General features: G+C 71.6%; 1 pseudogene. It reads left to right on the plus strand.

Annotated elements, in window-relative coordinates:
* Window positions 1-99: 99 nt before the first annotated feature.
* Window positions 100-2,096 (plus strand): annotated as a pseudogene (locus F3J14_RS34605) (DNA translocase FtsK); the annotation flags it as partial.

The following is a 2,096-nucleotide window of genomic DNA, read 5'->3' on the forward strand; positions in this document are numbered from 1 at the left end:
GCCGTCAGCGCCGGGCGGCCGTGATAGCCGCGCGCGATGCACACGCCGCCGAGGAGCAACTCGCCGCCCTCGCCCGACTCACCGGCCTCGTCGCCATCAATGCGCGCGACACGCGGACCGATCACGCCCGCGCCGAGCGTTCACGACACGCTGCGCTCCATCGAGGCCAGCACCGCGCAGTGGGCGACGCTGGATGGCGTACGCCCGACCGATGCGTCGCCGGCGACGGCCGCTGAGGCGACTGCGGCGACCGTGGCCGGCACGGTTGCTGCCGCGGGCAGCGTGGCCGCGTCGGCATCGGCGGCATCGGCGGCATCGGCGGCATCGATGGCCTCGACTGCATCGACTGCCGTACCGGCTGGCGTCGTTCAGGATGCGCGTCAGTTCGCACCTCACGACACAGCCCGTCCGGATGCGCACGAAGCTGCGTCGGCATACGACGACAACGCACCGATCGTGCTGGATGCGTTCGTGCCGGCCGAGCCGATCGTGCACGCGCCTGCTGTTGAGGCGGTTGATGCTGTTGATACCGGCACCTCGGCGTTCAGTGACGCCGCGCGACATGCCATGTCGGATTCCGCCGTCGAGGCCGATGCGCCGACGCGTCATGCGGACGGCGAGCATCGGCATGGTGCCGACGTCCCTGCCGCGCCGGCATTCAATGCGCCGATCGACTTTGCGCCGTGGGAAGACATCGTCAGCCCGCCGGTTTCCGGACTCGGCGAATCACACCAGAACGCGGTTGCCACGCCGCTGTCGGCCACGCGTGAGCCGGTGGCGGCACATGCGGCTGTCGAAGCGCCTGCGGCCGCCGTCATACCGACGGCAAGCGACATGGGCCGCCCCGTCGATGCGAAGGACGCGGCAACGGCTACCGGGATCGCCGGCCGGTTCCAGCCGCAATCCGCGCCTCCTGCCGATACCGGCGTATCGGTCGAGGCTAACCAAGACGCACGCGCAACCCCGGACGACGTGAAGCCCGTCGAGCAGGTCGCGCCGGGAACTCCCCTCCCCGCTTCATCGATCGCGGCAACGCCGATGCGTCCGTCCGGCGACGCAATAGCCGTCGCGGCAGCGACGACGGCGCCCTTTGCCGCGTCGACTGCCACACTGGCCGACACCGTGACGGGAACGGTCTGGAAGGCAGCGGAAAAGCATGCTGGCGACACCATGCCGGTGCCCGCAGACGCGCAACACGCGACGCCGGCGACGCCGGCGACGCCGGCGACGTCTGCTGCGTCTGCTGCGTCTGCTGCGTCGACCTTCGCGAGCGCTGAATCTGCGTCCGTCGATTCCGCTGCGCCCACGTCGTGGTCGAAACCGTTGTCGGCTGAACCCTTCGCCGCCGTGCAGACAGCCCCGGTAGCTGGCACGCCGCCGCACATCGGCGCCGCTGCGCCGGCACCGGCGAACACGTCGAACAGCACGCCGCTCGCCGCCGCGCCTTCATTTGCCGGCGTGACGAACACGGCCTCCGGTTCGCTGTCGCAACCGGCTGCACCGGTCGCGACATCCGTCCCGACGTCCGCAGTGGGCGCTTCCAGCCCAACCACGGCGCCGTCTTCCGTATCCGCACCGTTCGCAGCGGCCGCGACCTCCGCGACCCCCGCGACCTCGGCGACCCCCGCGACCTCCGAGACCTCCGCGACGGGCGCCTCAGGCATGCCCCCCGCGCAGCCTGCTACGACCGCGCCGACCGTGACAGCCTCGTCGGCACCCGCATCGACCGGCGCGTCCTTCAACGCAACCGCCTCGCAACCGGCGCCAAGCACGCCGGTGTCGCCTGCGGCCGTGTCGTCCGCCGCGTCGGGTAGCACATTTACCGCAACGTCGAGCGCGTCGACCACGCCTTCGGCAGCACCGTCGAGCCGTATGCCCGACGCTTCGGCGATCGGTCAACCGTCCATGTCGACGGGCGCAGTGCAGACGGCAACCGGCACCGCGCCTGCCGCTGCCGTTGCCGCCGCCGCCGTCCCTGCATCGTCTTCCGGCGCGCTCGCCCCGACGAGCCCGGTCGCGGCCGCTTCGCCCGCCGCATTCGGCGGCACGCCAGTCTCGACGAGCGATGCGCTTGCCTCCGTCGCCGCAACCCCCAC

The sequence above is a fragment of the Burkholderia sp. Tr-862 genome, assembly GCF_011753085.1.
GTDB lineage: Bacteria > Pseudomonadota > Gammaproteobacteria > Burkholderiales > Burkholderiaceae > Burkholderia > Burkholderia ambifaria.